Consider the following 20642-nt stretch of genomic DNA (forward strand, 5'->3'; position numbering starts at 1 on the left):
TATGAGGAAACTCAGGCAGCGGCGCGGGCCGCCATTACTGCTTTGACCACCCGAACACCCAGGCCCGGCCGGCGACCACCACCGCACGGCAGGGGCACATCGTCCTTCATCCCTGTGCGTGATCATGCAAAACCTCCCCGGGGAGGCTTTGCATGATCACGAACGAAGAGGGGGAAGCGGGCGCGGACGGCTTGAACCCGCTTGATCAGGTCAACGGCGCACCGGATAGCGCAGGTGAAGCACCCGGTTGCCCTGGATCACCACATCCGGATCCTCCAACTGGTGCTGGGCATCGACGGACCCGAAGTAACGCTTGCCGGAACCGAACACAACGGGTGCGACGTCCATACGTACCTCGTCGACCAGGCCGGCGGCCAGCACCTGACCCCCCACGTCGCCGGCGGCGACCTCGACCAGGCGATCGCCCGCAAGCTCCTGGGCCTTGCTCACCGCTGCTTCGATACTGTCGACGAAGTAAAACGGTGCCTCGGGATCCCGGCCCTCGGGCGCGGGTCGGTGTGACACGGCGACCACGTGGTCGATCCCGCCCGGTGGCTTGCCGTCCCAGCCGTCCGTCAGGTCGAAGACGTGGCGACCGACGATCGTGACGCCGATCTGGTCCCAGTACGGGCGGATGTAATCGTGCGACGTCTGCGACACCTTCAGCACGCCGCTCTCGTCCAGTGAAACGTCACCGCTGGTCAGCCAGTCGAACAGCGCTCCGGGCTGGTCGTTCTCGTCGGCGACGAAGCCGTCCACCGACACCGAGCCGTACATGACGACTTTGCCCACGGGGCGCTCCTCTGCATTGGGGAGCCCTCAAATTAGCGGACTGTGAGCTGCGGCTCCGGTAAACCCGCGAGTTGGCTCCGTGATCGTGGCCTTGCGGTATCGGGCCGGGGACAGGCGGCCTTCACGGCTGAAAGCCCGGTTGAACGCGTAGACCGAGGAATATCAGCCGGTCGCGGTGATCGGGACCGTCCGGGCGCGCACCGGCGGGAGGCCGACCTTCATGGGAAGGCTGATCCGGGCACGCTCTAGGCTCGCCTCATGAAGGACGAGCCGGAGGACGTGGTGCGGCACCTCAGGGAGATGCAGGCCGATCGCACCCGGACCTCGCTGATGCGTGCCTACATCGCTGCACTCATCGACGAGGCCGGCTGGGGCGTCGAGGTTCTCGCCGGTCTGATGGGGGTCTCGCGGCAGACGGTCTCCAACTGGCGCAAACAGGGGCGGGAGCTGCGGTCGGATCATGTGGCGGAGCTTCGCCGGCTCCCGTTGCCACCGGCGCCGTCGAAGGCCGGGAGCAGCGGGGCCGGTCAGACCCGGTCCGGCCTGAAGATTCCTGATGCCGAGGAGATCGCGGCCAAGGAGCAGGCCTGGGTCGAGAGTCAGCTGGGCGCGGCGGCCACCCCGGCGGAGGTTCCGGCGCGGCTCAAACTGGCCGCCGGTCTGGTGGACGAGGCCGAGGCCCGACTGGCCGCGCTGAAGCCGGAGCGCGCGGATCTGGCCTGGGCACTGGTCTGTTTCGACCCGGGTGCGCGGCGGGGCCTGCAGAAGGCCGGGCGCTGGCGGCCCGACGAGTTCTTCGCCGCCCGCACCCAGGCCCTGGCCCCGCCCGGCGAACTGAAGGTCATGGACGACCGGGCTCTGGAAACGCTGGCCGCGCAGCGGGGAATCGCCCTGTCCACCGACGTGGACCACACCCGTGAACGGTATTTCACCGTTGCCTGCGCGATCATCGCGACCCAGGCCCGGCGCCGGGCCGCGACCCAGCTTCGCGACGAGTTCGTGCGCCGCCACGTCCAGCGCGACGCCGGCGGACGGTGGAAGGGCGTCACCGAGGTGGCCGGCTGGATCAACCGCACCCAGGCCCAGGTGACCCAGATCTGCGACGCCGGCCCACCTAGCGAACCGAACCCGCCGTCTTCATGAGTATCAGCTGAGACAGGCGGCCCTACGAACAATGGCTCAGGTTCGGGTGCGCATGAACCAGGCGGTAATGTCGCGCAGCCACACCTTCTGCTGCTTGGCCGCGGCCGGCGGCGGTGGGCCGGCGTCGGCCGAGGTGTTCGCGGAGGTGTTCGCCGGGGCCTCGCCGGAGATCTTCACCGTGTCCAGCGGCACCCGGAAGTGCCTGTCCAGCAGCATGATGCACAGGTCGGCGGTGTCGTCCACATAGGCCCGCTGCCACCGGCACAGCACGGGCAGGGTGGCCTGGCGGCGCTCGAGCTTCGGCTTGAACGGCATGGTCCAGGGGAACGAGCGCATGGCCGCCCGGGCGCCCGAGGCCCGGTCGAACTCGGCGTCGGTGGTGGCGATGACCGTGATCCAGAAGAAGAGCTGACCGGCCTGGATGACGTCCACCCGCAGCGCCGGCCCGGTCGCGGCGGTGAGTTCGACATGGTCCAGATCAGAGGACGCGAGTCGGCGCCGGAGTTCGGTGTGCAGGTCGGTGGGGTCAGAGTCGGGCGAGGTCACTCAGGCATCATGTCGTAAAGGTGTGCAGGAGGTTCACCAGGTCCGAACGTCCTCGGCCAGCGCGTGCGCCAGCTGCGCGGCGGCGGCCGGATCCAGGCGCGAAGTCACCATCAGACCGATCTGCGACGCGGTGAGGATCTGTGCCCGTCGCTCGGCGTCCGCCCGGCCGAGCGTGCCGAGGACTGCCCGGAAAGCCTCGAACACCCGCTCCCGGTAACCGCTCACGAGCATGGCGGCCTCGTCGTCCAGGTCGTTCAGGTCCATCGCGGTGTTCAGCAGCAGGCATCCGCGCCGGGCGATCCGGTCGGGGGCCTTCGTGAAGAACGCTTCCAGGCCGGTGAAGTACGCAATGAGCTCGTCCCGTCCGGCGCCCGGGGCATCGAGCGGGCCCAGGCGCGGGTTGATGATCAGGTCGAGGTAGTTCTCGGCGGCCCGGGTGAACAGATCACGCTTGCTGCCGTACGTCTCGTAGAGGCTGGACTTGCTCAGCCCGGTCGCGGCCATCAGCTGGGCGAGCGAGGTCGGGCCGTATCCGCGTTCCCAGAACACGTCACGGGCGGCCGTCACGGCGGTGAGGTCGTCGAACTCCTTGGTGCGGGCCATGCCCCTCCCTCATTGACATTCCGAACCGATCGGTCCAGAGTATCAACTCGGACCGATCGGTTCGGAATGAGGGCGGGCAGGCGCACGGCCGGGGTCGTGCGACGGAAGTGGGAGACAAGACGTGCTGATCGCGGCGACGGTTGTGGGCATCCTCGCGGTGCTGTTCCATGTGGCGGCGTTCGTGCTGGAGAGCGTGCTGTGGACGCGCCCGGCGGTGTTCGCCCGGTTCAACATCGCCACCCGGCAGGACGCCGAGACCATCCGGCCGATGGCCTACAACCAGGGCTTCTACAACCTGGCACTGGCCATCGGGGTCGCCGTCGGCCTGGTGCTGCTGGCCGCCGACGGCGATGCGCTGATCGTGGGCAAGACGCTGGTGATCTTCGGGACGGCCTGCATGGCGGTGGCCGGGCTGGTGCTGATGAGCACGGGCGGCCAGTACCTGAAGTCCGCGGTGGGGCAGTTCGTGCCGGCGATCGTGACCCTGGCGCTCGTCGCGTTCAGCTAGTGCGGTGGCCACCGGCATTGCCCGGTTTCGGGCACGCCGTGACCCGGCCCCGGCGTTGAGATCCTGGACAACGAGGCCGGGTCGGCCCGGCAGGTGTAGACACCCCCGCGAAACGATGACGCCGAAGGCCGGCCACCTTCTTGTTCGTGATCATGCCTTCCCTCTTCGGCCGGGAAGTGGGGTACTCCCGGACGGGGGTTGGGTGAGTGCATGATCACGAACAAGGGGACGAGGGGCGTCGGCTGCGTCCTACCGTGTTCAGGTGGTCTCAGGCCGGTACGAGTACCCGGTCGTCGGTGCGTGGGGCGTTCTCGGCCTGGGTCGCGCGGGCCGCGCTGAGGCTGGAGCCGATGCTGGCGGCCACGACCAGTCCGATGGCGACCAGGCGTAGCGGGCCGGGGGTCTGGCTCAGCAGCAGCCATCCGACGAGGGTGGCGGCGACGGGCTCCAGGCTCAGCAGGATGCCGAACAGGTTGCGCGGGATCCGGCGCATGGCGGCCATTTCCAGCGTGTAGGGGATCACCGAGGCAAGCAGCGCGGTGGCGGCCCCGATGGCCAGCAGATGCGGCGAGCCGACCACGTTCAGGGCGCCGTGCAGGCCCATCGGTGCGACCACGATCGTGGCCATGGCCAGCGCGACGGCCAGGCCGCCGGTACCGGGCACGAGAATACCGACCCGGGAACCGGTCTGGATGTAGAGGGCCCAGAAGCCGGCGGCGACCAGGGCGAACAGCACGCCCAGCGGGTCGAGCGAGTGTGCGGTGGTGAGGCTCTCGATCGCGAGCAGGGCCATACCGGCCAGTGCCAGAGCGACCCAGGCGAGTTCGCGGGCCTTGCGGCTGAGAGCTGCGGCCAGCATCAGCGGGCCGAGAAACTCGATGGCCACGGCGGTTCCGAGCGGGATGCGCTCCAGCGCGGCGTAGAAGAAGCCGTTCATGCCCGCGAGCGAGAGCCCCAGTGCGAGGGTGGCGCGCCACTGGGTGCGGCTCCAGCTGCGCACGGCCGGCCGGGTGAGGGCCAGCAGGATCAGTGACGCGATGCCCAGGCGGAGCACGGTGGTGCCCCAGCTGCCGAGTTCGGGGAAGAGTTTCGCGGCGAACGCGGCGCCGAACTGCAGGGAGAAGCAGGAGCCGACGATGAAGAACAGGGCGGGACTGGACGCACGGGGGCCGGTCGAGGATGTTGCGGGCATGTTTCAAGCATCGAGGTGGAGTGTTCATTTAGTCTAGTGAACGCTCTTGACCATAAAGCGTTAGAACGGCTTACGAACGGATGCCCGTGCTCAACCTGTCCCGCTTGCGCATCCTGTACGAACTGAACCGTTCGGGGACCTTGGCCGAGGTTGCCCGGGTGCTCTCGTACACGCCGTCGGCGATCTCGCAGCAGCTGACGCAGCTGGAGCGCGAGGCCGGGGTGCCGCTGCTGGAGAAGGTCGGCCGGCGGGTGCGGCTGACGGACGAGGCGCTCACGCTGGTCAAGCACACCGGGGTGATCCTGGAGCAGCTCGAGCTGGCCGAGGCGGAGCTGTCGGCCGCGCAGCCGGAGATCCACGGAACGCTGAGGGTGGCCTCGTTCCAGACCGTGCTGCTGAGCATCCTGCCGGTGGCCCTGAGCGTACTGGGCCAGACCCATCCGGGGATGGACGTGGAGATCACCCAGCGCGAGGTCGGCCCGGCCTACGAAGGGCTGCTGGCTCACGAGGTCGACCTGATCCTGGGGGAGGAGTACCCCGGGCAGCCCGAGCCCATCCGTTCGGGCATCGACCGGGAGGACTTCATCAACGACGCACTGCGCCTGGCGCTGCCGGGGGAGGGCCCGCACAGTGTCCGGCCGGTGCGCCTGGCCGACCTCGCGGAGATGTCCTGGGCCCTCGACCCGCACAACAGCCCGGCCCGCCGCTGGGCCGACGCGCTCTGCCGCCGTTCGGGTTTCGAGGCGAAAGTGCGCTTCGAGAGCCCGGACCCGCTACTGCACGCGCACCTGGTGCGGCTCGGGCACGCCGTGGCCTTCATTCCCTCACTGGTCGGGGCCGCCCATCTGGAAGGTGCCCAGCTGGTCTCGCTACCGGGTGATCCGCACCGCACCCTGTTCACCGCGGTGCGCTCCGGCCGCTCGAAACACCGTCTGGTCGAGGCGTTCCGTCAGGCCCTGGCGGCGGCGGCCCGGGCGAACCCGGTGCTGTCGCCGGTGATGGAACTGTCGGCCTGAGGGTTTTGCCAGCTTCAATTACTTGCCGGGCGACTCGCCGGTACCGCTGCGTGACGGCAGAAGGCGCGCGGTATCAACGGTGGACGGTGTGCCCGTGTCGCCTCCTCAGAAACGGCGGCTGTCAGTGATATTCGTGCGCCCTCGCGGACACGTTCTCGTCCCAAGGCTCTTCTCAAGCGTCCCCGCCTCACCCGAGGAGTTTCGCTTCCCAGTTCATCTGGCGCAGGAGTTCGGTGTCTGGCGAGGTCGGGGCCGGGGTCACGGGTGGGGGTGTGCCGCGGCCCGTCAGGGCGGCGCTGGCTTCCATGTTGCGCCGGGTGCGGGGCTTTCGGGTGTGCTCGAACAACGCGATCGCCTCGTCCACGGAATCACTGTCCCGCAATGCTTTCGCCAGTACGACGGCGTCCTCGAAGGCCATCGACGCGCCCTGGCCGGTGGCGGGGGAGGCGGCGTGGGCGGCGTCTCCGGTCAGCAGGAGGCGGCCTCGGGACCAGGTGCTCACGTCGGGCAGGTCGCTGGTGTTCGTCACCAGGATGTTGTCGGTGGCCGCGACGATGTCGGCGGTGGGGGTGCTGTCCAGTCGCAGTGCCTGCACCAGGTCGTCGCGCAGAGCCGCAGTCACCGGCCCGGTTTCGGGTACGGCGGTAGCGCTCTGGCGGGCGAACCAGGAGGTCTCGCCGGCGGGGGAGACGGCGTAGCCGAACGAGGCGGCCTGGCCCCGCACCATGGTGATCCGGCCCGGCGCCGAGGGTGGCTGCGCGGAGGAGGTGTAGCCGTAGAAGACCCGCTGTCCGGCGTAGCGCGGGGTGACGGCCTGGGGGTCGACGATCCGGCGCACCAGGGAGTTGAGCCCGTCGGCCCCCAGCAGCAGGTCGGCGGTGATCCGGGAGCCGTCCGCGAACGAGGCGGTGACGCCGGACGCGTCCTGCGTCGCCGCGACAAAAGCCGCACCGTGCCGCAGAGGGATGCCCCGCCGGACCACCTCGGCCTGCAGGGCCGCGATCAGCGCGCTCCAGCGCAGGCAGCGGAAACGGTAGGGCGGATGCCCGGACTCACCCATCGGACGGGTCATGAGCGGCACACCGTCGGCGCCCATCGCACTCAGCTCGGTCAGGTCGAATCCCACCCCGGAGATCACCGTGGCGGCGTCGATCGCGTGGAGCGCCCGCATCCCGTTGCTGGCCAGCGTCAGGAACGCGCCGAGATCACCGGCCGAGCCCGGATGAGCCTCGCACACGGTCACGGAGATCCCGGCCTTGTGCAGGGCCAGAGCGGCGGAGGTGCCGGCGATACCGCCTCCGATGACGACGACGTGCACGTTTTGTCCAGTCACGAAGGCCGAGCTTAATCAAGACCACCCAACTGCGCAGCATGCAGAACTTGCACAGCGTGCAATACTGCTGGACATGACGGCGAACGAGGGGGACCTGCGCGCCCGGCGGCGGCAGGCCACGGCGCGTGACATCCACGCGGCCACGCTGCGGCTGGCGGTCGAACACGGCTTCGACCACGTCACCGTCGACATGATCAGCGCCGCGGCCGGGGTGTCGCGGCGCACGTTCTTCAACTACTTCACCACCAAGGAGGCCGCGGTCATCGCCGGGCCGCGCACCCTGCCCGCCGACGCGCTGGCGCAGTTCCTGGCCTCCCCGCAGAAGGAACCGCCTCAGGTATTGCGTGACCTGACCCAGCTGCTGCTGCGGGAACTGGAGCTGAACCAGCCCGACCGGGAAGAGCTGCGCCAGGTGATGGCCCTGGCCGCGGAGCATCCGTCCGTGCTGGCCGCTCTCCTGGCCGGCTTCGACACGTTCGAGCAGTTCGTCGCCTCCACCGTGGCCCAGCGGCTGGGCGCCGAACCCGGCGACGAGACCGCGACCCTGATCGCTGCCGTCGGGCTGGCCGCCATGCGCACCGGCCTGCAGCGCTGGGCGCACGGGCCCGCCTCCGAGACCTCACCGCAGGTCTCCCCGGTCACGCAGGTCGAGCACACGCTCACGCTGCTGAATAGCTTTCTCATCCTTTAGGCGCGACAACGCGCTCGATCTTCGAAGACCCCCGGAGTTGCCCCATGGCTGAACCGATCCCAGCCTCCCGAACGACCTATGACGGTCCCACCGGCGTCCCCGCCAACTTCTGGGTCATCTTCAGTGGCCTGATGCTGACGATGCTGCTGTCCGCGCTCGACCAGACCATCGTCAGCACCGCGCTGCCCACGATCGTCGGTGAGCTCGAGGGCGTGCAGCACATGGCCTGGGTGACCACGGCCTACATCCTGGCCGCCACCATCGCCATGCCGGTCTACGGTCGCATCGGTGACCTCGTCGGCCGCAAGACCCTGTTCCTGTCGGGCATCGCGATCTTCCTGGTCGGCTCCACCATTGCCGGTCTCTCGCAAGACATGACGATGCTCATCATCGGCCGCGGCATCCAGGGGCTGGGCGGCGGTGGCCTGATGATCACCTCGCAGGCCATCATCGCCGACCTGGTGCCGGCCCGTCAGCGCGCCAAGTACATGGCGCCGATCGGCGCGGTCTTCGGTCTGTCCTCGGTCGCCGGCCCGCTGCTGGGTGGCTGGTTCACCGACAGCATCGGCTGGCGCTACGCGTTCTGGATCAACCTGCCGCTGGGTGGTCTGGCCCTGATCGTGTGCGCCATCGTGCTGAAGCTGCCCAGGCACAAGGCCACGGCCAGGCTCGACGTCATCGGCTTCGTGCTGATGGCCGCCGCCGTCACCGCGACCGTGCTGGTGGCCGACTGGGGCGGCACCGAGTACGACTGGACCGACCCGCTGGTCATCGGCACCGGTGTCGGCGGGGTGCTGGCCTGGATCCTGTTCTTCGTCTGGGAGAGCCGCACGAGCGACCCGCTGATCCCGCTGTACCTGTTCCGCAGCCGCATCTTCAACATGGCCACGCTGATCGGCATGATCGTCATCGGCGTCGGGATGTTCGCGATCATCGGCTACCTGCCCACCTACCTGCAGATGGTCTACGGCGTCAGCGCCACCGAGTCCGGCCTGCTGCTGATCCCGATGGTCGTGGGCATCATGTCCGCGGCCATCCCCTCGGGCAACGCGATCAGCCGCACCGGCAAGTACCGGATGTATCCCATCGGTGGCGTCGCGCTGGTGATGCTGGCGGCACTGCTGATGTCCACGCTGAGCGTCGACACCCCGGTCGCGCTGATCTGCGTCTACGTCTTCGTGCTGGGCGCAGGGCTCGGCCTGATGATGCAGACGCTGGTTCTGGCCGTGCAGAACGACTTCCCGGCCTCCGACGTGGGCACCGCCACCTCCTCGAACAACTTCTTCCGGGAGATCGGCGCCACCCTCGGCATCGCCGGGGTCGGCGCGGTGTTCACCAGCCGCCTCACCGACCAGCTCGCCACCCGCCTGGACGCCTCGTCCGCCCAGGCCGTCGGTAACACCGACGCCCTCACCCCGGCCCTGGTCCACGCTCTGCCCCAGGCCGCGCAGGACGCCGTGATCGCGTCGTACCAGCACGCGCTCACCCCCGTGTTCCTGTACCTGATCCCGCTGTTCGCGGTCGGACTGGTGCTGGCCTTCCTGCTGCCGGAGAAGGAACTGGCCGATGGTCACACGGCCGAGTCCGAGCCGGATCCGGTCACGGTGTAGAACCAGCCCGGACATGGAGGACGCCCGGGGAGACTCAAGTCTCCCCGGGCGTCCTCAAGCCGAAGACCTCCCTCACCGATGGGCAAAGTTCACCTGCCGGCCATCAAGGAGTGGAAGCCGTGGCGAAGAAGAAGGACACCAAGGGCAAGAAGAAGGACACCAAGGCCAAGAAGGGTAAGAAGGGCAAGAAGAAGTCCGGGAAGAAGAAGTAGGGCGCACGACCACGGCCCCGCCGGGGTCGTGGTCATCTCTCCTGTGGGTGATCATGAAGTGACGCAGGGGAGTGTCACGCAGACCACGCCCGATTCCGGCCGATTCGTCGAACCTGTGAACGCTGCACACCGTTCCTATCAGTGCCCCTGCAGGCCTGATGAGGAGTCGCGTGATGCCCGGCACAAGTGCCGAAACCGTCGAACAGCTAGCCGCGTTCACGGTCCTGGTCAACGAGCACGACCTGCTGCCCATCACCGACAGACCCACCCTCTACGTCGACGGTCTCGACCCCGCGCTCGCCGCCCACTACGGAACGGTCGTGGCCGCCCCCACCCAGGCCCAGGTGGCCCTGGTGCGCCTGAAATACCTCACCGGTGACGACCTGGCCGCCCACGAGTTCGACCGGATCACCGACATCGCCGAGACCACCAGCACGGTCGTCGACATCAGCCTGGAACGACCCGCGCTGCTCAGCCCGGTGATCGGCGCGGTGAAAGCGTTGCTGGTGAGCTCGGGAATGGACGACGAGGCCTTCCTGGAAGCGGTTTTCGGCCGGAGCGACCTGCTCGGCACCTGAGGCCCGGTCACCGGGCGGGGGCCGGGCCTATCCTTCAGCCGTGGACCTTCTCGTCATCGGCGGCAGTGGATATCTCGGCCGGGAGATCGTCCGTCTCGCGCTGGAGGCGGGGCAGGACGTGACGGCCACGTTCCACAGCCGCCCGGGTAGCGAGGCGGCGGCCACCTGGCGGGGTCTGGACATCTGCCGGCGCGACGAGGTGGATGCACTGGCCCGCGCGGTGCGGCCCCGGACCGTGGTGAACGTGGCCTACCGGCAGGCGGACTGGGACACCACCGCGGCCGGCGCGATGCACGTGGCGTCCGCTGCGGCCGGGGTGGGAGCCCGCCTGGTGCACGTCTCCAGCGACGCGATCTTTTCCGGTGCCGCGGACTCGTACGACGAGAGCGCCCGCCCCGATCCGGTGAGTGCCTACGGCGCGGCCAAGGCCGCCGCCGAGGTGGCCGTCGCCGGACTGGACCCGACCGCCGTGGTGGCCAGGACGTCCCTCATCGTGGGTGGCGGTGACTCGCCCACCGAACGGTTCACCCACGCGCTGGCGGCGGGCACGAAGACGGGCGTGCTCTTCACCGACGACGTGCGCTGCGCCGTGCACGTCACCGACCTGGCCACCGCCCTGCTGGAACTGGCAGCGCAAACGGGGGTGGGCGTCCATCATCTGGCCGGTACCGATGCGGTGAGCCGCCACGAGCTGGGAACGCTCATCGCCCACCGCGACGGGCTCGACCCCGAGCCGCTGCCCACCGGCCGCCGGGCCGACTCCGACGTGGCCGGGCCGCTCGACGTGCGCCTGGACAGCACCGCCACCCAGGCGAAACTCACGACCCGGCTGCGAGGGGCGCGGGAGTTCCTGGTGCGCTGACCCCTGACCGGCAGACCGCCGGGTGAGGGTGAGGGTGAGGGGCTGTCAGGCGGAGCCGCAGTGCGGGGGAGCCGGCCTGGGCGTAGGAGTCGTTGGCGGCGGGATCGGCTATCCAGAGCGGGTTTCCGTGACGGCTCAGGAGGTCCTGGCCGGTGTTCGCGCGGCCTGAGTCAGAGCGTGTAACGGGTCACTACGACGCCACCGGGAAACGTCTGCGTCTCCACCAGGTCGAGATTCACCCAGCCCTCCAGCGCGGTGAAGAACGGTGTCCCGCCGCCCACCAGGACCGGATGGGTCACGGTCGTGAACTCGTCGATCAGCCCGGCCCGCAGGGCCGTCGCGGCGAGTGTCGCGCCGCCGACCCGCATCGGCCCGCCGTCCTCGGTCTTGAGCCGGGTGATCTCCGCGACCGCGTCGCCGCTGACCAGGCGGGCGTTCCAGTCGACCTTCCCGAGGGTCGAGGAGAACACCACCTTCGGGGTGTCGCGCCAGTTCCGGGCGAACTCGATCTGCGCGGGGGTGGCGCCGGGCTGCTGGTCGCCGGTCGGCCAGTGGGAGCTCATGGCCTCCCACAGCTTGCGCCCGTACAGGAACAGGCCGATCGCCTGCTCCTGCTCCAGCCACCACTGGAACAGCTCGTCGCTCGAGGTGCCCCAGCTGATGTCGTCGCCGGGCGCGGCAATGTAGCCGTCCAGCGACAGGTTCATGCCGTAGACCAGTTTCCGCATCGCCCCATGCCCTCTCGGTCGGTCCCGGCAGTCTAGGCCCGGTCGGGCGGCACGGTGGGGACGGCGGCCCCGACGATGCCGTCGTGATCATGCACTCCGGGCGCCTGCCCGAGAGTGCATGATCGCGACGGGTTCTCGTCAGGCCGGGGGAGTGCCCCAGGCCAGGGTGGAGCCGACGTAGGCCGGCACCTTGGTGCTGTCGGCGTAACTCGTGCCGGTACCGCGGCTGTAGTCGTTCGACTCGTCGAAGTTCGACCAGTCGTTCTTGTTCAGCCGCAACTGGATCTCCCCGCTCTTCGCGCCGGCCGCCAGCGTGCCGCCGGTGAAGCTGACCTCCAGGTAGGCGTCGGCGCCGTTCACCGCCGGGCTCAGCGGCACCACCCGCAGCCGGACCGTGCTGCAGTCGATCGTGGCGTAGTCGCACCAGGTGGAGTAGGTGCTGCTGCCGCTGTCCGGGGTGAAGTAGTACCGGGCCGTGACCGACGCCAGGTTCAGCGCGGACGTGCCGGGGTTGACCAGCTGCAGGCCGGGCTTGATCTGGTTGTCGCCGATCGCGGTGTCGTTGTTCTGGTACTGGACCTTCACCGTGGCGGTGCTGGTCGCTGTCGTAGCGGTGATGGCCGTCGAGGGGCCGGAGACGTTGCCGGCGGCGTCCCGGGCCCGCACGGTGTAGGTGTAGGTGCTGGCCGCGGTCAGGCCGGTGTCGGTGAAGCCGGTGCCGGCCACGCTGCCGGCCAGGGTGCTGCCCCGGTACACGTCGTATCCGGTCACGCCGACGTTGTCGCTGGAAGCGTTCCAGCTCAGTGCGATGCTGCCGGCCGTCCTGGCGCCAACGGCCAGACCGGTCGGGGCAGTGGGCGCGGTGACATCGGAGGGGTTCACGATCGCACCGAGCGGGAACTTGATCGAGGCCAGGTACGCGTCCTTGGTGGTGTTGATCGTCGTCCAGTCGTCGTTCAGGATCCCGCCGGTGTCGCCGGAGTTCGGGTTCCAGGACCAGAACGACCAGTTGAAGCCGTCCGCGCCGTTCGCCGTGGTCGGCCGGAGGTAGGTGACCAGACTGCGCAGCCAGGTCTGGTCGATCGTCGACTGCAGGGTGGTGCCGAACTCACCGACCCAGACCGGGGCGACGTTGTTCTTGGACAGGTATCCCCACTCGGCGTCCCAGAGCGCGGGCAGGTTCGCCGGGAACGTGGGGTCGTCGAACCAGGGCTGACGGTAGACGCTGGTGGCGTACTCGTGCGGGGAGTAGACCAGCCGGCCGGCGACCGAGAGCCGCACCGGGTAGGTGCCGGCGCCGCGCAGGTTGCCGCCCCACCACGCGCTGGTGCCCTGATACTTCTCCACCCCCTCGACGAAGATCAATAGTTTCGGGGCGACCGAGAGGACGGCATTACCGGCCCTTTCGGCGGCCAGCCGCCAGTCGGTGGTGGTGTCACCCGAACCCCAGGTGGCCGCGCCGTGCGGCTCGTTCATCAGGTCGATGCCGATCACCGTCGGGTTGTTGTTGTACCGGGTGGCCAGGCTCTTCAGGTCTGCGATCCAGGTCGCCTCGGACACCGCGGAGGTGTACCAGAGCTCGGACTGGCCCGAGGAGTCCGGCCGGTGCCGGTCCAGGACGATCTTCAGGCCGATCTGGCCGGCGTAGGCGACGATCTTGTCCATCACCTGCAGCGGGCTGAGCCCCTGCAGATCGGGGTTCTTGCCGCTGGAGAAGTCGATCCCGTTCGGCACCGTTCCGGGCTTGAAGATGTCGTCGCTGTAGGGCAACCGGACCGAGTTGTAGCCGGTGGACTTGATCTGGTCGAGCATCGACCGGTAGCCCCGGGTCCACAGCCCGTGTGGGGCGTAGTTGGTCGTCTCGAAGCCGAACCAGTTGACTCCGGCGATCCGGACCGGGTTGTTGTTCTCGTCGAGCAGTTGCCGGCCACTGGTGTGCCAGTAGCCGCTGCCGGCCGGGTTGCCGGCAGCGGCCTGCGCGGGGCTGATCGCCGCCAGCGAGGCGAACAGCAGGGCCGAGATCACCGCCAGGAGGGCGGCAGGCCGGGTGAGCGTGATCGCCCGGACCGTCGGTGGACCGGATTTCGCCACAGGTGCTCCTGTTCCGCGCCCCGCAAGACGCTCATGGATCGGACCCCTGAGCGTCGAACACGGCCGACGGCGAAGCAACGACCTGGAACCGTTGAGGCTGACCCCAATGGGGGTTACACGGAAGGCTGATCGGCGGACGGGACCAGAGGATCAGATCCTGGCCGGGTGCACATGTCGTCCGGTGTCAGGGTTCAGGTGAAGAGCGCCTGCCCCACGTACTCGCCCGCCTTCACCCCGGGCGGGCAGGCGAACAGGCCGCTGCTGACGTGCTGGATGTATTCGTTCAGCACGTCGTTGGCGTTGCCGGCCAAGGAGTTCTGGATGGTGACGAACTGGGTGCGGGGGTCGCGCTGGTAGGCCAGGAAGAACAGGCCGGCGTCGAGGCGGCCCAGGTCGTCGGTGCCGTCGGTGAACGAGTAGCCGCGCCGCAGCAGGGTCGCGCCGTTGTTCGTGGTGGGGTGGGCCAGGCGCACGTGCGACTTCAGGTCGATCAGGGGTGCGCCGTCGCTGCCCTGGGCGTCCAGGTCGACGGGGTCGAACTCCTTGGTCCGGCCGATCGGGGCGCCGGCGCCCTTGGTGCGGCCGATGACGCGTTCCTGCTCGGTCAGCGGGGTGGAGTCCCAGGGCTCGATCAGCATGCGGATGCGGCGGGAGACCAGGTAGGAGCCGCCGGTCATCCAGTCCGGGCCGTCGCCGTCCTGCACCCACACGTGCTGGTTCATCGAGTCGGTGTCGTCGGCCTTGAGATTGGCCGTTCCGTCTTTGAAACCCATCATGTTGCGCGGGGTTTCCTGGCTGACCGTGGTGCTGCTGGTGCGTCCGAAGCCGAGTTGCGAATAGCGTACGGACGCGGTCCCGCGGGCGATGCGGGCCAGGTTGCGGATCGCGTGCACTGCTACCTGGGGGTCGTCCGCGCAGGCCTGCACGCACAGGTCCCCGCCGCTGATCTCCGCCTTCAGGGCGTCACCGGCGAAGGCGGGCAGGTCGGCCAGCTGCTCGGGGCGCCGGCCGGCGATGCCGAACCGGTCGTTGCCGTGTGCGTCGGTGAACAGGCTGGCGCCGAAACCGATGGTGACGGTGAGCTTGGCAGCGGCCAGCCCGAGCGCTTCACCGGTGTCGTCCGGGGGAGCGGACGGGTCACCGGTGACAGCACCGGTGCCCACGTCCTGTCCCGCCGTCATCTTCAGCGCCGCGTTCGTCCACTCGGTGAGCAGCTCGACGAGCGCCTCGCGACTGGCGACCGGGCTGAGGTCGAACGCGGCGAAATGCAGTCTGTCCTGGGCGGGCGTGGCAATACCCGCCTGATGGTCCCCGAAGAACCCCACGACCTGACTGTGGGAGCCGTCGTGACCGGCGTCCCCAGTGGTGGCCTTGGCGCCGGCCACCCCGGCAGCGACACCGACGGCACCGGTGCCCCCGATCAGGCCGAACAACCGGCGACGGCTGAGCCGCGAAGGTCGTGGAGTTGCTACGGGTTCGGTCACTTGCCGCTCACGACCCCGGAGATCTGGCCCAGGGGCTCGGAGATCGCGTCGACCTCGATCGCGAGGGCCTTCACGTCGTCCTTGCTGAGGTCGTCGTAGGAGACGTACGGGCTGCCGGTGACGTAGCCCGCCTCGCCTTCCTTGGCCCGGTGCGTCTCGAGCAGGTCGACCAGGGCCGGGAAGCGCTCGTCGAGGGTCTTGACCAGGGCGGGGTCCTTCTCCTGCAGGGCCGGGCGCAGCGCGGTGTACACGTAGCGGGCGCCGTCCACGTTGCCGGCGAAGTCGACCAGGTCGATGCGCGAGTAGCGCTCCTCCTCACCGGTCACCTTGGACTTGGCCACCTCGTCGAGCAGCGATTTGGCGCCGTTGCCCATGACCAGCGGGGTGAAGTCGACGTCCTTGATCACGGTCTGCAGCTTCTCGACGTTGGTGTCGAGCTGCTGGGCCAGGTCGGACGTGCCCTTGAGGGTGTCCTTCTCGTAGATCAGCTGCTCGAGGGCGTGGAACCCGGTGAACGTCGTGCCGTCGGTGGCGTCGTCGATGCGCATGTCGATCAGCGGGTCGAGGTCACCGAAACTCTCGGCGATCGGCTCGATGCGCTCGTAGTGCAGGCGCGCGGCCGGGTAGGCGGCCTTGACCTTGTCCATGTCCCCGGCGTCGATCGCGTCGGTGAAGGTCTTGGTGGTGTCGACCAGGGCCGCGGCCTCGCTGTTGACGTACTTCTTGTAGTCGTCGACGGCGTTGCTCAGGTTCTCGTCGAGCGTGGCGGCCGAGGGGGTGGCGCCGGTGACGGTGAGCGCGGTGCGGTTGCCGTTGCCGACCATGCCGGGCTTGCAGGCCACCTGGTAGGTGCCGGCGGGCAGGTCGACGATCAGCTCACGCTTCAGGGCCGGTCCGATGTTCTCCACCTCGCCCATGATCCGGTCGCCGTCGGCGTACACGTACACCTCGGTGACCTGGCCGGCGCTGTTGGTGACACTGAACGTGTGCTGCCCCGCGGCGATCTGGGTGGTGGAGACGTCGCAGTTGGTGTCGCCGGCGTCGACCGTGATCGGGCCGTCGGCTCCGGCTTCGGTGCTGCTACCGGTGGAACTGCCTGAGGAACAGCCGGACACCACCAGGGCCGCCAGCAGGCCGGCGGCCGTGAAGGTCTTGGAGAGTGCTTCAGGCATGGGAGGTTTCCTGCTTTCGGGTTCCGGCGCGGCGACTGCCGAGCACGAAGAGGGTCATGACGGGGACGAAGTAGAGGGTCCAGGCGATGGCCTGCGCCACGGTGGTCTGGGGGCTGAGGTTGAACACGCCCTTGAGCAGCGTTCCGTACCAGGAGCTGGGCGGGATCACGTCGCTGATGTCGAACGCCAGCGTGTAGAGACCGCCGATCGCGCCGGCCTCCTGGAGGTCGTGCACGGCGTAGGCCAGCACCCCGGCCGCAATGATGATCAGACCGGCACCGGTCCAGGTGAAGAACTGGGCCAGGTTGAGCTTGACCGAGCGGTTGTACAGCAGCCAGGCCAGCACCACGGCAGTGAGAATGCCCAGGCTGAAACCGATCACGGGGCTCGTGGTGCTGCCGGCGGCCTGCACGGCCGACCAGAAGAACAGGGCGGTCTCCAGGCCCTCGCGGAACACGGACAGGAACGCGGTGAGGGCCACGGCGTAGCCGCCGACGTTCAGGGCCTGCGAGAGCCGGCCGTCGAGCTCGGCCTTGAGGTTGCGGGCGGTGCGGCGCATCCAGAACACCATCCAGGTCACGAAGACCACGGCGATGCAGGACATGATGCCGCCGAACAGTTCCTGACTCTTGAAGTCCTTGAGCAGGGTGGTGGAGGTGTACGTGAGGAAGGCACCGAAGCCGACACTCAGCGCGATGGCCAGGGCGACGCCCCCGCCGACCACGGGCAGCCGGTCGCGGCGGCCGGCCTTGACCAGGTAGGCAATGAGGATGCTCACCACCAGGGCGGCCTCCAGCCCCTCGCGCAGGCCGATCAGGTAGTTCGCGAACACGGGCCTTCCTCCTATTGATCAATAGTTGCGGAGGTAAGGCTTACCTAATCGACAGCTTCTTGGCAAGGCCTCTTTATCCGACTGTTAACCAGGGGAAAGCACCTAGAATCTGCTTCGTAGGACGGGTGAGCAGGAGGTGGGCGAGATGGCGGGACGGCAAAACCCGCGGCGCAGCGGTGCTCTGGAGAAGGAGATCGTGGCCTGCCTGGCCGCGGCCCGGTGGCCGCTGACCCCGGCGCAGGTGCAGACCCAGCTCGGTGGTGACCTTGCGTACACCACGGTGCTGACCACGCTGACGCGCCTGCACACCAAGCAGGCGGTCGTGCGGGAGCCGCGCGGACGGGCCTACGCCTACTCGCTGGCCGTGAGCCAGGCCGATTCCGAGGCCGGCCTCATCGCCCACCAGATGCAGAAGCTGCTCGCCGAGGACGTCGACACCGCCAGCGTGCTGTCCCGGTTCGTCGACACGCTCGACGATGACTCCGAGAAGATCCTGCGTGACCTGCTCGGCAGAACCCAGGACCCGCGATGACCGCGCTGATGCTGGTCCTGGCCCTCGTGCCGGTCGTGGTCGGGGCGAACGCCGGCTGGTCGGTGACCCGGCCCGCCCGTGCGATGCCCCCGGCCCTGGCCACGGTGCTGCTGACAGTGTTCGCGCTCACCGTCGCGCTGGTCACGGGCATGCTGCTGTGCCTGACCGCCTACGTCAGCACCGTGTCGATGTTCCCGGCCCTGCATCCGGCCGACTGGAACTCGCCCTACCTGTACCGTGAATGCCCGATCCCGGCCGGTGTCGGCCTCGGAGTCGGGCTGCTGGCGGCCCTTTTGATGACCCGGGCCCTGGTGTGCGTGGTGCGGGTCGCGGCCGGCCTGCGGCGCACCTCGTCGGTGGCGGCCGGCCTTCCTGAGGTGGCCGGTCTTTCCATCATGGACGACGAAACGGTGGTTGCGTACGCGGTTCCCGGCCGGTGCTCGCGCATCGTGGTCTCGACCGGTCTGCTCCGGCTGCTGGACGGTCCGGGGCGAGCCGCCCTGCTCGCGCACGAGCGGGCCCATCTGCGGCATCGCCATCACGTCTACGTGCAGCTGGCCCGGCTGGCGGCGGCCGCGAACCCGTTGATGCGCCCGGTGTCCCGGGCTGTCGACGCCGCGGTGGAACGCTGGGCCGATGCCTGTGCGGCCCGCGAGATCGGCGACCCCGTCGTGGTGGCGCGAGCCGTCGGTGCGGCGGCGCTGGCCGGGGCGGGCGATCCGGCGGGGCCGGGTCTTGCGATGGGGCCGGGACCCGCACTCGCGGCCGGCGGCGGTGATGTGGTCGAGCGGGTGCGGGAGTTGCTGGAGCCCACGACTCGCCGTCGTACGGTGGGAGTGCGGCTGGGCCTGATGATCATGGCCTGCTGGGCCAGCGGGGTCGTGGTGGTGGCCTGGGTGCACTCGGTGGTGGAACTGGCCGAGATCGCCTTTCGTACCGGGCGGGCGACGTGACGAAGTCGACCGGGACTTCCTGAGGTTCGGCCACTGACGTGCCGGGATTCACCGGGTACCGTTGACGGCAGCCGTCATTGGACGGTGTCCGAGGGAACCTCCACGGCGGGAAGGCCTGTTCGAGATGAGTGACGCGGTTTCCGGAGGCCAGGCGGGCCCGGGGGACAAGGAAGAGCTGTCTCTGCGGGTCGCTGTCGGGCAGGCCGGGTGGTCGGCTGATCCACTCGAGGTGGTGGGTAGTGCCGTGCGTCTCGTCGAGGCGGCGGCTGCGCAGGGGGCCAGGCTCCTGCTGTTGTCCGAGTTGTTCCTGTTCGGCTACGACCCGGCTGCCCTGCTGGCGGCGCCTGCGCCGGAAAATGCCGTACTGCCGGGTGATCTCCGTCTGGAGCCGTTGCGGTCGGTGTGTCGCTCCACGGGGGTCGACCTGCTCGTCGGAGCCGTTGTGCCCTCGGGTCAGGAGCGACCCCGGTACGCGAACGCGCTGCTGCACGTCACCGCGTTCGGTGAGATCAGCGAGCCCTACCGCAAGATGCATGTGTGGCAGGGCGAGACTGAGGTTCTGGCCGGGGGCTCCGCGCCGGTGCTGCTCGAGATCGAGGGTTTCCGGCTGGGCCTGGGCATCTGCTACGACGCCGGCTTCCCGGAGTTCGCGCGCGCCTATGCCCAGGCCGGCGCGCACGCGGTGCTGTTCGCCTCCGCCTTCGCGGAGGGAGACGAACGGCGGCGCTACGACATCTATCACGCCGGCCGGGCTCTGGAGTCGGGCATCTGGGTACTGGTCAGCAACGCGCTCGGTGATATCGGTGAGGCCCGGTTCTTCGGCCGCAGCAGCATTTTCACACCGACCGGAGAGGCGGTCGGGGTCATGGGGGCCGAGGAAGGAGTGCTCGTCGCCACGCTGGACACCGCCACCATCGAGGCCGTACGGAGCCGTCTTCCCTACCTCGCGGATTACCGGGGCCCCTACGTTCCCCGCCCCGACCGCGCTCCAGTCTCCTAGCGCAGGTACGACGCCCCGTTCAGGTCCAGGACCGTGCCCGATGCCCACCGGGCCTCGCCCGAAGCGAGGTAGAGAACGGCGGCAGCCACCTCCTGCGGTGTCCCGACCCGGCCGAACGGGCTCGCGGCGCGTAGTCCGTCGCCTTCCGGCCCGGCCAGCCGGGGCGCCTGGCGTTCGCTGGAGACGAATCCCGGCGCCACTGAGGCCACGCTGATGTCGTGCGGGGCCAGCGAGACCGCCAGTGACTGCCCCAGGGCGTGCACCGCCGCCTTGGTCGCACCGTAGGCCGGGAAATCGGGTTCCCCACGAAAAGCACCGCGGGATCCGATGTTCACGATGCTCCCCCCGGTTCCCTGGCGCACGAGGTGACCGGCGACGGCGTGCATCAAATGCGCGGCTGACAGCAGATTGACGTCGACCATGCCCTGCCAGACCGAGGCCCAGTGCTCGGCCGAGGACTCCAGCACCGGGTGTCGCACCGAGGGGTTCGGGGCCATCGCGGCATTGTTCACGAAGACGTCGAGACCGCCCAGCGCGCCGAATGCCTCGTCCACGATCCGGTGAACCCGGCTGCTGTCGGACAGGTCACCGGTGACCAGGACGTGACCGTCGCCGGCCAGGTGCGCACGGGTGCGCCCGGCCGCCGCCGGGTCGCCACGATGGTGAATGGCGACCCGGGCTCCGGTGCCGGCGAAGGCCACGGCGACGGCGCGGCCGATGCCCTTCGTCGCTCCGGTGACCAGAACCCGCCGGCGTCCGCTCAT

21 protein-coding genes are annotated in these 20642 nt (G+C 69.1%); 10 read left to right on the top strand and 11 right to left on the bottom strand.

Going from position 1 to position 20642, the window contains the following annotated elements:
* Window positions 1–210: 210 nt before the first annotated feature.
* Window positions 211–792: a dihydrofolate reductase family protein gene (locus LR393_RS33905; RefSeq protein ID WP_231489318.1), complete on the bottom strand. Its 582-nt coding sequence runs from the start codon at window positions 790–792 to the stop codon at window positions 211–213.
* A gap of 258 nt (window positions 793–1050) precedes the next feature.
* Between LR393_RS33905 and LR393_RS33910 the strand changes: the two genes are divergently transcribed.
* On the top strand, window positions 1051–1935 hold the full coding sequence (locus tag LR393_RS33910) for a helix-turn-helix domain-containing protein (protein ID WP_231489319.1): 885 nt from the start codon (window positions 1051–1053) through the stop codon (window positions 1933–1935).
* Window positions 1936–1971: 36 nt separating this feature from the next.
* Here LR393_RS33910 and LR393_RS33915 read toward each other — a convergent pair whose 3' ends face one another.
* Window positions 1972–2481 carry a hypothetical protein gene (locus tag LR393_RS33915; protein ID WP_231489320.1) on the bottom strand — a complete coding sequence of 170 codons (510 nt, stop codon included), beginning with the start codon at window positions 2479–2481 and terminating at the stop codon, window positions 1972–1974.
* A 33-nt stretch (window positions 2482–2514) separates the two neighbouring features.
* Window positions 2515–3084: a TetR/AcrR family transcriptional regulator gene (locus tag LR393_RS33920; RefSeq protein WP_231489321.1), complete on the bottom strand. Its 570-nt coding sequence runs from the start codon at window positions 3082–3084 to the stop codon at window positions 2515–2517.
* Between the two features lie 121 nt (window positions 3085–3205).
* On the opposite strand from LR393_RS33920, the gene LR393_RS33925 reads away from it, so the two are divergent.
* A complete protein-coding gene (locus LR393_RS33925; protein ID WP_231489322.1) occupies window positions 3206–3592 on the top strand; it encodes a DUF1304 domain-containing protein in 387 nt (128 codons plus the stop codon).
* Between the two features lie 268 nt (window positions 3593–3860).
* Here the strand turns inward: LR393_RS33925 and LR393_RS33930 are convergent, their stop codons facing one another.
* On the bottom strand, window positions 3861–4784 hold the full coding sequence (locus tag LR393_RS33930) for an EamA family transporter (RefSeq protein WP_231489323.1): 924 nt from the start codon (window positions 4782–4784) through the stop codon (window positions 3861–3863).
* Window positions 4785–4870: 86 nt separating this feature from the next.
* On the opposite strand from LR393_RS33930, the gene LR393_RS33935 reads away from it, so the two are divergent.
* The gene (locus LR393_RS33935; RefSeq protein ID WP_231489324.1) at window positions 4871–5800 is read left to right on the top strand and encodes a LysR family transcriptional regulator; all 930 of its coding nucleotides are present in this window, start codon (window positions 4871–4873) and stop codon (window positions 5798–5800) included.
* A gap of 187 nt (window positions 5801–5987) precedes the next feature.
* Here the strand turns inward: LR393_RS33935 and LR393_RS33940 are convergent, their stop codons facing one another.
* A complete protein-coding gene (locus LR393_RS33940) occupies window positions 5988–7133 on the bottom strand; it encodes an FAD-dependent oxidoreductase (protein ID WP_231489325.1) in 1146 nt (381 codons plus the stop codon).
* A gap of 73 nt (window positions 7134–7206) precedes the next feature.
* On the opposite strand from LR393_RS33940, the gene LR393_RS33945 reads away from it, so the two are divergent.
* The 4 genes from LR393_RS33945 to LR393_RS33960 all read left to right on the top strand — a co-directional run bounded on the left by LR393_RS33945 (window position 7207) and on the right by LR393_RS33960 (window position 11086).
* A complete protein-coding gene (locus LR393_RS33945) occupies window positions 7207–7824 on the top strand; it encodes an acyl-CoA-like ligand-binding transcription factor (RefSeq protein WP_231489326.1) in 618 nt (205 codons plus the stop codon).
* Between the two features lie 44 nt (window positions 7825–7868).
* Window positions 7869–9434, top strand: a complete 1566-nt coding sequence (locus tag LR393_RS33950; protein WP_231489327.1) for an MDR family MFS transporter — start codon at window positions 7869–7871, stop codon at window positions 9432–9434.
* Window positions 9435–9819: 385 nt separating this feature from the next.
* Complete coding sequence (locus LR393_RS33955) at window positions 9820–10224, top strand: hypothetical protein (RefSeq protein ID WP_231489328.1); 405 nt, start codon at window positions 9820–9822, stop codon at window positions 10222–10224.
* Between the two features lie 40 nt (window positions 10225–10264).
* A complete protein-coding gene (locus LR393_RS33960; protein WP_231489329.1) occupies window positions 10265–11086 on the top strand; it encodes a sugar nucleotide-binding protein in 822 nt (273 codons plus the stop codon).
* Window positions 11087–11256: 170 nt separating this feature from the next.
* Here LR393_RS33960 and LR393_RS33965 read toward each other — a convergent pair whose 3' ends face one another.
* The 5 genes from LR393_RS33965 to efeU all read right to left on the bottom strand — a co-directional run bounded on the left by LR393_RS33965 (window position 11257) and on the right by efeU (window position 17393).
* The gene (locus LR393_RS33965) at window positions 11257–11814 is read right to left on the bottom strand and encodes a dihydrofolate reductase family protein (RefSeq protein WP_231489330.1); all 558 of its coding nucleotides are present in this window, start codon (window positions 11812–11814) and stop codon (window positions 11257–11259) included.
* A gap of 138 nt (window positions 11815–11952) precedes the next feature.
* Window positions 11953–13872 carry a cellulase family glycosylhydrolase gene (locus LR393_RS33970; RefSeq protein WP_407937375.1) on the bottom strand — a complete coding sequence of 640 codons (1920 nt, stop codon included), beginning with the start codon at window positions 13870–13872 and terminating at the stop codon, window positions 11953–11955.
* A 224-nt stretch (window positions 13873–14096) separates the two neighbouring features.
* A complete protein-coding gene (gene efeB / locus LR393_RS33975) occupies window positions 14097–15389 on the bottom strand; it encodes an iron uptake transporter deferrochelatase/peroxidase subunit (RefSeq protein WP_231489332.1) in 1293 nt (430 codons plus the stop codon).
* Window positions 15386–16561, bottom strand: a complete 1176-nt coding sequence (gene efeO, locus LR393_RS33980; RefSeq protein ID WP_231489333.1) for an iron uptake system protein EfeO — start codon at window positions 16559–16561, stop codon at window positions 15386–15388. The genes efeB and efeO overlap by 4 nt, the downstream gene beginning before the upstream one ends.
* Complete coding sequence (gene efeU, locus LR393_RS33985; protein ID WP_231489334.1) at window positions 16554–17393, bottom strand: iron uptake transporter permease EfeU; 840 nt, start codon at window positions 17391–17393, stop codon at window positions 16554–16556. The genes efeO and efeU overlap by 8 nt, the downstream gene beginning before the upstream one ends.
* 145 nt (window positions 17394–17538) lie before the next feature.
* On the opposite strand from efeU, the gene LR393_RS33990 reads away from it, so the two are divergent.
* From LR393_RS33990 to LR393_RS34000, 3 genes are all read left to right on the top strand, one after another.
* Window positions 17539–17925, top strand: coding sequence for a BlaI/MecI/CopY family transcriptional regulator (locus LR393_RS33990; protein WP_231489335.1), 387 nt, complete (start codon window positions 17539–17541; stop codon window positions 17923–17925).
* Complete coding sequence (locus tag LR393_RS33995; protein ID WP_231489336.1) at window positions 17922–18878, top strand: M56 family metallopeptidase; 957 nt, start codon at window positions 17922–17924, stop codon at window positions 18876–18878. The genes LR393_RS33990 and LR393_RS33995 overlap by 4 nt, the downstream gene beginning before the upstream one ends.
* A gap of 124 nt (window positions 18879–19002) precedes the next feature.
* Window positions 19003–19878: a carbon-nitrogen hydrolase family protein gene (locus LR393_RS34000; protein ID WP_231489337.1), complete on the top strand. Its 876-nt coding sequence runs from the start codon at window positions 19003–19005 to the stop codon at window positions 19876–19878.
* Here LR393_RS34000 and LR393_RS34005 read toward each other — a convergent pair.
* Window positions 19875–20642 (bottom strand): SDR family NAD(P)-dependent oxidoreductase, encoded by a 768-nt coding sequence (locus tag LR393_RS34005; protein WP_231489338.1) that lies wholly within the window; start codon window positions 20640–20642, stop codon window positions 19875–19877. The genes LR393_RS34000 and LR393_RS34005 overlap by 4 nt on opposite strands.

Origin of the sequence: Kineosporia mesophila, from assembly GCF_021129235.1 — a bacterium.
Lineage (GTDB): Bacteria > Actinomycetota > Actinomycetes > Actinomycetales > Kineosporiaceae > Kineosporia > Kineosporia mesophila.